This is a genomic window from Chitinophaga sp. (assembly GCF_036569125.1).
In the GTDB taxonomy this organism is placed as follows: domain Bacteria; phylum Bacteroidota; class Bacteroidia; order Chitinophagales; family Chitinophagaceae; genus Chitinophaga.
This window is the reverse complement of the sequence record NZ_DATCRF010000703.1, coordinates 1-7,560: the sequence shown is the minus strand read 5'-3', so window position 1 is coordinate 7,560 and position 7,560 is coordinate 1. Positions and strand designations below refer to the sequence as shown.

Genomic DNA, 7,560 nt, shown 5'->3' with positions numbered 1-7,560 from the left:
CTGTTTTCCCGAATACGGTAAACCACTATGATACTATGTTTGGCGGTACCGCCATGCAGTTAATGGACGAAGTAGCTTTTATTACGGCTACCCGTTTTTCCCGCATGCGGGTAGTAACCGTATCCAGCGACCGTATAGATTTTAAGAAACCTATTCCGCATGGTACTATTATAGAATTGGTTGGGGAAGTGATGCATGTGGGTAAAACCAGCCTGCAGGTGCGGGTAACTGTGTATGTGGAGCAGATGTATTCCAACCACCGGGAGAAGGCTATTGAAGGCACTTTTGCCTTTGTAGCGATTGATGACCAGAAGCGGCCAACAGCGATTGTTCTTCCTCCGGAATAATTAATAATTAAGAATTAACAATTAATAATTAAATGCAGCGGATGATGGATGGAGATGTAATTGATTGATTAAATAAAATAAAAAAGTCCTGCATATGAATGCAGGACTTTTTTATATGCACTACTCAATTCGTAATTCGCAATTGAATAATTCGTAATTAACTATTTTATCTCTACAAGCTCAATTTCAAAGATCAGATCTTCACCTGCCAGCGGATGGTTGGCATCCAGCGTAACAAATTCAGTGCTTACACCGGCTACTTTTACCGGGAATACCTGGCCCTGCGCATTGCTCATTTGCAGCTCCATACCTATTTCCGGTTTCAGATCGGGCGGTATATTAGCTTTAGGAAAATCCATGATCAGCTCATCGTTCTTGGGGCCATAAGCCTGATCAACAGGGATTTCCAACCTTTTCTTGTCGCCTACCTGCATCTCAAGTACGCCACTATCAAAGCCTTTGATCACCATGCCGGCACCTACTTTAAACTCCAGCGGGTCCCTTCCTTCAGAAGAATCAAACGTAGTACCGTTGATTAAAGTACCATGATAATGTACACGTACCGTATCCCCGTTTTTAACTGTTTGCATAACGAATAATAATTAAGTGTTAACAGATGATGTCTGCTGCAAGGTAAGGAAAAAAGATCATGGCGCACAAGCTGAGCAATCCGTATTTTTACAGGCCTGGTATGCATTGGTGCTTATAAGATGCCTGGTACTGCCGGGCTGGCAGCAATGTTCACCAAGCCTGCCTGCCATATGCCTGTATGGTTAGCAACAGGCAATATTGTAGCGTAACACAATGTTATATGGCTACTTGTAATTATAAATTTTTAACTATTTATTATAAAAGATGATCGAGAAACAAGACCTGCGCATTGTGTTTATGGGTACACCTGATTTTGCAGTGGCATCGCTGGATATATTGGTACAGGAAGGCTACCAGATCGTTGGTGTGATCACGGCGCCGGATAAACCCGCCGGGCGCGGCTTACAGCTGCAGGAAAGCGCCGTAAAGAAATATGCAGTAGCGAAAGGACTAAAAATATTACAACCGGAAAAGCTGAAGAACCCCGAGTTCCTGGAAGAATTAACCGCTTTAAAAGCGCATCTGCAGGTGGTAGTGGCTTTCCGCATGCTGCCGGAGGTAGTATGGAATATGCCGCCCCTGGGTACTATTAACGTACATGCGTCCCTGTTACCTGACTACCGCGGCGCTGCGCCTATTAACTGGGCTATCATCAACGGCGAAAAGGTATCCGGCGTTACCACTTTTAAGCTGCAGCATGCCATTGATACAGGTAATGTGCTGTTCAGCGCAGAGGTGCCCATCAGCGATGATGAAACAGCCGGCGAGCTGCATGATGACCTGATGCAGACCGGCGCACAGGTACTTTTAAAAACCGTAGCAGCCATTGCAGCCGGTACTGCTGAAGAGCGGCCGCAGCCCGCACTGGCCCCGGAAAAGATAAAACATGCTCCCAAGATCTTTAAGGAAGACGGTCGCATCAACTGGCAGCAGCCTATTGACAAGATCTACAACCTGGTGCGGGGCCTGAGCCCCTACCCCACTGCCTGGACCACCCTGCAGGATAAACAGCTGAAAATATTCAAAGCCACTAAAGAACATGCTACCCCTTCCGTAGCACCCGGCGAGCCCCTGACTGATAACAGATCTTACCTGAAAATAGCCGCCAGTGATGGTTACCTGGTATTGCAGGAAATACAGCTGGAGGGGAAGAAAAAGATGGAGGTGAGCGCCTTTTTACGAGGCTTTCGCCTTTAGTAATTAATAATTAAGAATGAATAATTAATAATCGTGTAGCAGGTATACCCCGGGTAATTAATAATTAAAAATGAATAATTAATAAAAGGCCGGTACACCAAGGGAAAGGATAAAGCCATAACCAGCGGGCCTTTGACTTAAACAATAACCTGCTTTTACTGGGTAAGTAAATAAAAGAAAGGCTGCTCATTACTTAGAGCAGCCTTTCTTTTATAATCTGTGATAGCCGTGTTTTATGAACACCCTCTCTACGATTATTAATTATTCATTCTTAATTATTAATTCTCATAACTGAGCTCACAATAGAACTTCGTTTCATTAGTGCCCAGTGCTTCAATGGCGGAATCACTCAGCTTGATGATCAAACCGGCGTTCTGCTTCATTTGCGGGATGGCTTCCAGCACTTTGGCATAAATGGATTTACCATTCAGCGGATTGGTAACTTTTATAATGGTGCCACGGGAGGCAGAGTTATGCAGGGCATAGTATTTACCAGCACCGGCATTGCTCTTAAACCAGGAGCCAGGGCCTTTTTCAGTGGTTGGCTTTTTACCGGCGGTTTGCTGGGAATAGATCTGCTCAAAGCTGGAACCGGATGGCGCAGGCGGCGGTGTGCTGGCTGCAGGAGCCGGAGCTGGTGCAGGCGCAGAAGCATGTGTTTCGCTGGCGCTGTTGTTATCACTATCTGTATTGCTGGTTACCGGCGGCGCTGGCGTAACTACCGGGGGAGCCGGCGTTAATACGGTTGACGGCGCAGGATTATTCTTTACAACAGTAGTGGTTTCTGTTGCCGGCGGTGCAGGCGCAGGGCTGGCAGGTGCAGCTGCGGGAACAGTAGCCGGCGGCGCTGCGGCGGGTGTATGAGACGCTATCACGGCGCCATTGTTAGTACCTTTCACATATCCTACTATCAGATAACTATCTTTCTGCACACCATCACCCGTCAGGTTATTCCAGTGGCGGATGTTATCAAGCGATACTTTATTATAATTAACGCTGATGCGGTACAGGGTTTCTTTTTCCGATACTTTATGATATACCGGGTGGCCGGCTGCTTCGCCGCTTTGTACAAAGTTGCCTTTGTTCAGCGGGATCTTTACGCTTTGGCCCAGCTGTAATCCACCATCAAAATTAAGATTGTTCTGTGCGGCAATTTCTTTGGGGGGCACGCTGTAGGCGCGTGACAGGCTATAGAAGGTCTCTCCTTTTGTTACAGTGTGCATTAAATACAGATCAGGAGCAGTGCCCTGTACCTCTAATATGTCCTGTGCCTGTACACCTGCTGCACCCAACATAATTCCCATGATAATCAACAATGATCTGACCATACTGACTCTTTTTATAATGCTAAAACGCATTTTCCGGCAACGAATATATGCGTTAAAATTGATAAATTTTGATTCTCCGCCGGTGTGAAAACCTCAAATCTCTTTCAAAATACGGAGTTCCTTAGGATAATAATTGTTGATGCGGTTAGGCAGGATCTTGGCCCATCCCAGGGGCATTTGCTCATATACCATCAGCGCCCAGCCCTTTACACCGGTGGGTACTGCCGGATCTTCCTTACGCAGGTATTGTAAGGCCTGTGCTTTATTCAGCGCTACCTGCGGTATGTTGGCAGCCAGTAAAGTGCTCATGGCTAGCTGGTGGTCCGGTACCAATTCTTTCGCAGTCAACTGACCGGCTTTTACGCCGGCTTTCCGCAAATATAACTGTTGTTGCAATACGGCCACTGCGGGCGCCAGGTTAGCGGGCAAAATAATCGCATCGCCCTGATGATCCATTAAGAACATTTCTTCCGTGGTATTCAACCAGGGAAATACTTTCTCCTGCTCTTTTTTAGATAACGCAGGCAGGCTGTCTTTTAGTTTGCGGGGCGCCCCGGAATCTGCGCTGGTCTTGCGGAAACAGGCAATAAAAAAACCTTCGCCCATTACCTGGTCGGGGTAAAAACGGTAACCTTCACAATTTCGTTTATCCGACCTGGTGGTTACAATATGCCAGTTGGCCGGCGCCTGTAACGGTATATTTTCAGCTTCCAGCTCTGCTGAGAGCCAGTCCAGGATCACTTCATCTTCTTCTTTTGAATAAGAGCAGGTGGAGTAAATGAGCACGCCATTTTCTTTCAGCGCAGGCCATGCATCGGCCAGGATCCTTTGCTGGCGCTGGCTGCAAAGCGTTACATTTTCCGGCGACCATTCCTCCACTGCCTCCGGATCGCGGCGGAACAAACCGGAGCCTGAGCAGGGCGCATCTACCACCAGCACATCAAAAAAGCCGGGCAGGCGGCCCATATCCCGCGGATCATTATTCGTAACTACCACATTCTGCGCACCCCAGCGGCTGATATTATCTGCCAGCAAACCGGCACGGGCACGGATCACTTCATTGGCCACCAGCAAACTATCTGCAGAAAGTACAGCCTGCAGCAGCGTGCTTTTACCACCCGGTGCAGCACAGAGGTCCAGTACCTTCAAAGGCTGCGACAGATCACAGGTTTGGCGGAGGGCGTGTTCCAGGAACATAGACGAAGCTTCCTGCACATAATATGCGCCGGCATGAAAAAAAGGATCGAGCGTAAAGGATGGACGTTGCGGCAGGTAATAACCGTACTGCGACCAGGGCACCGGGCTTACCGGCGCAGCGCTGAGCGACTGTAATACCTGCGCTGCTGCAGCAGCATTGTGCACTTTAGCCGGGTTCAAACGCAGGGAAGTAACCCGCTCTCCGCTTGCATGCACCTGTAAAAATGCTTCCTCATTATAACCCGGAAGTCCCTGCAAACCGGCTAACAGCGCAGGAGGTAAATATGTAGACAATAGAAAATTCTTTGTGCAAAAATAATTAATAATGAATAATTAAGAATTAATAGACGTAGCGCCAGTATTACGCGTAAAACCAGCCCTGCGATTATTAATTATTCATTCTTAATTATTAATTAAACTAAACCTGTTTAATTTCAGTGATCAACTGTTGTAAGACCTGCTTCGCGTCACCGAAAAGCATGGAGGTTTTGGGTTGAAAGAAAAGATCGTTCTCAATACCAGCGTAACCGGGTTTCATGCTACGCTTATTTACGATCACCATTTTGGCGGTTTCCACTTCCAGGATGGGCATACCGTATATAGGGCTATCGGGGTCGTTTTTAGCAGCGGGGTTCACCACATCGTTAGCGCCTAAAACCAGCACTACATCTGTAGTGGGCAGGGAGGCATTTGCCTGCTCCATTTCCAGGAGCTTATCGTATGATACATCTGCTTCTGCCAGCAGCACATTCATATGCCCCGGCATACGGCCCGCCACCGGGTGAATAGCATACAGCACGCTTACTCCTTTTTCTTCCAGCTGTTTTTCCAGCTCATGACAGGCATGCTGGGCCTGCGCTACTGCCAGCCCATACCCCGGCACGATCATTACTTTTTGCGCATATGCCAGCACCACTGCCGCATCTGACAAAGAAATAGCTTTGTATAATCCCTGCTCCTTAGCCACACCGGCTTTGGCGCCGCCAAACGAGCCAATGAGCACATTTTTCAGGGAGCGGTTCATAGCCTTACACATTAAAATAGTAAGGATGGTACCGGCAGAACCTACCAGTATACCACCGGTAAGCATTACCTGGTTGTTGTATAAAAAACCGCCGCAAGCTGCCGCTACACCGGTAAAGGAGTTCAGCAGGGAAATTACCACCGGCATATCTGCACCGCCAATAGGCATCACAAATAATACCCCGTATAACAACGCTAATACTAATACAACGTAAAACAAAATGTGATGGTGCACCTGCAATCCATCATTGCTCCAGAGCAGCCATACCGCGCAGATGACCATTGCGGCCAGCACCACCTGGTTTACAATATGCTGCCCTTTAAATGCAAAATCTTTGATGCGCCCGTTCAGCTTTCCCCAGGCGATCATACTGCCGGCAAAGGAAACAGCGCCTATCATTAAGCCCAGTAAAATGGTGAGCAGCTCTCCGGTTGTTACCACGTTCTCACTTAAATGCCGGAACTCTATTGCAGAGATCAATGCCGCGCAGGCTCCGCCGGTACCGTTGAACAGGCTTACCATTTCCGGCATGGCGGTCATTTTTACCTTTTTTGCGGCCAGCACACCTATGATCCCGCCAATGATCAGGCCCGTGAAGATCCATCCATAATTATGCAACCGCTCGCCATTGTGCTCATACAGGAAGATGGTGCCCAGGATAGCCAGGGTCATGCCTCCGGCCGCTATCAGGTTGCCTTTGCGGGCAGTAGCCGGATGGCTGAGCATTTTTAAACCAATAATAAATGTAACAGAGCCAAGCAGGTAAATGATGGATAACACGCTGAAGGACATACGCTATTTTTTGGATTTAAACATTTCCAGCATCCGGTCCGTAACCACAAAACCGCCTACCACGTTTAAGGTGCCCAGTATTACGGAAAGGAAACCCAGTATCAGTGCAATGTAATTATCGGCTTCGGCCTGCCCCATAACAATAATAGCGCCTATGATCACTACCCCATGAATGGCATTGGCGCCGCTCATGAGCGGTGTATGCAATACTGCAGGTACACGGGATATTACTTCTATACCCAGGAAAATGGACAGGATAACGATGTAGATGAGCTCTATGTGCTGGTGAATGAACGCCATTGAATTACGAATTATCAATTACGAATTAGAATGCAGCGGTTTTTAATTTTTTACTTTTAATTTTTTTACTTCACACCTCCTCCTTCAACCCACACAGCGCTTTTACTTTTTCATTGGTAATAGCGCCACCATGCGTGATACAGGCGCCCTGCACAATATCATCTTCAAAATCCGGCACGGCCTGGCCATTGCGGATAATGAGCTGTAAAAAGTTAAACAGGTTGCGGGCGTACAGTTTGCTGGCATCTGCCGGCATAGCAGCGGCCAGGTTAGAGTTACCGATAATGGTAACGCCATTATGCAGGATGGTGCTGTCGTTCTTTGTAAGCGCCGTATTGCCGCCGGTAGCAGCCGCCAGGTCTACGATCACCGCGCCGGGGCGCATGGTGTTCAGCATTTCCTGTGAAATAAGCTGCGGTGCTGTTTTACCGGGTATTTGCGCCGTGGTGATCACAATATCTGCTTTGGCAATGCTGGCGGCTATTTTCTCTTCCTGTTTACGTTTATACGCATCCGTTTGCTCCACAGCATACCCGCCGGCAGCCGATGCATCTGCCGCACCTTCCACTTCAATAAAGCGGGCGCCTAAGCTCATTACCTCTTCCTTTACAGCAGGGCGGGTATCAAACACCTCTACTACTGCGCCTAAACGGCGGGCCGTGGCAATGGCCTGCAAACCGGCTACCCCGGCGCCCAAGATCAATACTTTGGCGGGGGCAATGCTGCCTGCTGCAGTCATGAACATTGGGAAATAACGGCTATAGGTATACGCTGCGAGCAATAC

Annotated in this window: 7 protein-coding genes and 1 pseudogene; 2 read left to right on the top strand and 6 right to left on the bottom strand. The window is 48.1% G+C overall.

Translation table 11 applies throughout. From position 1 onward, the window contains the following. On the top strand, positions 1 to 347 hold a 347-nt coding region (locus VIM87_RS26170), incomplete at its 5' end, for an acyl-CoA thioesterase (protein WP_331999846.1). Positions 348 to 508: 161 nt separating this feature from the next. On the opposite strand, the gene VIM87_RS26165 is transcribed toward VIM87_RS26170, so the two are convergent. Beyond that, positions 509 to 937 carry a peptidylprolyl isomerase gene (locus VIM87_RS26165; RefSeq protein ID WP_331999845.1) on the bottom strand — a complete coding sequence of 143 codons (429 nt, stop codon included), beginning with the start codon at positions 935 to 937 and terminating at the stop codon, positions 509 to 511. A gap of 265 nt (positions 938 to 1,202) precedes the next feature. Between VIM87_RS26165 and fmt the strand changes: the two genes are divergently transcribed. Next, on the top strand, positions 1,203 to 2,135 hold the full coding sequence (fmt, locus tag VIM87_RS26160; protein ID WP_331999844.1) for a methionyl-tRNA formyltransferase: 933 nt from the start codon (positions 1,203 to 1,205) through the stop codon (positions 2,133 to 2,135). Positions 2,136 to 2,413: 278 nt separating this feature from the next. Here fmt and VIM87_RS26155 read toward each other — a convergent pair whose 3' ends face one another. The 5 genes and pseudogenes from VIM87_RS26155 to VIM87_RS26135 all read right to left on the bottom strand — a co-directional run. Then, positions 2,414 to 3,463, bottom strand: a complete 1,050-nt coding sequence (locus tag VIM87_RS26155) for a LysM peptidoglycan-binding domain-containing protein (protein WP_331999843.1) — start codon at positions 3,461 to 3,463, stop codon at positions 2,414 to 2,416. A gap of 93 nt (positions 3,464 to 3,556) precedes the next feature. Continuing rightward, positions 3,557 to 4,954, bottom strand: coding sequence for a methyltransferase RsmF C-terminal domain-like protein (locus VIM87_RS26150; protein ID WP_331999842.1), 1,398 nt, complete (start codon positions 4,952 to 4,954; stop codon positions 3,557 to 3,559). Positions 4,955 to 5,078: 124 nt separating this feature from the next. Continuing rightward, the gene (locus tag VIM87_RS26145) at positions 5,079 to 6,476 is read right to left on the bottom strand and encodes an NAD(P)(+) transhydrogenase (Re/Si-specific) subunit beta (protein WP_331999841.1); all 1,398 of its coding nucleotides are present in this window, start codon (positions 6,474 to 6,476) and stop codon (positions 5,079 to 5,081) included. Between the two features lie 3 nt (positions 6,477 to 6,479). Next, on the bottom strand, positions 6,480 to 6,776 hold the full coding sequence (locus VIM87_RS26140) for an NAD(P) transhydrogenase subunit alpha (protein WP_089920965.1): 297 nt from the start codon (positions 6,774 to 6,776) through the stop codon (positions 6,480 to 6,482). 70 nt (positions 6,777 to 6,846) lie between these two features. Beyond that, a pseudogene (locus VIM87_RS26135) lies at positions 6,847 to 7,560 on the bottom strand (NAD(P)(+) transhydrogenase (Re/Si-specific) subunit alpha); the annotation flags it as partial.

What these genes read in the sequence shown, in the direction of transcription:
- VIM87_RS26165 (WP_331999845.1), bottom strand. Translation starts at nt 937, where the DNA reads ATGCAAACAGTTAAAAACGGGGATACGGTACGTGTACATTATCATGGT.
- fmt (WP_331999844.1), top strand. Translation starts at nt 1,203, where the DNA reads ATGATCGAGAAACAAGACCTGCGCATTGTGTTTATGGGTACACCTGAT.
- VIM87_RS26155 (WP_331999843.1), bottom strand. Translation starts at nt 3,463, where the DNA reads ATGGTCAGATCATTGTTGATTATCATGGGAATTATGTTGGGTGCAGCA.
- VIM87_RS26145 (WP_331999841.1), bottom strand. Translation starts at nt 6,476, where the DNA reads ATGTCCTTCAGCGTGTTATCCATCATTTACCTGCTTGGCTCTGTTACA.
- VIM87_RS26140 (WP_089920965.1), bottom strand. Translation starts at nt 6,776, where the DNA reads ATGGCGTTCATTCACCAGCACATAGAGCTCATCTACATCGTTATCCTG.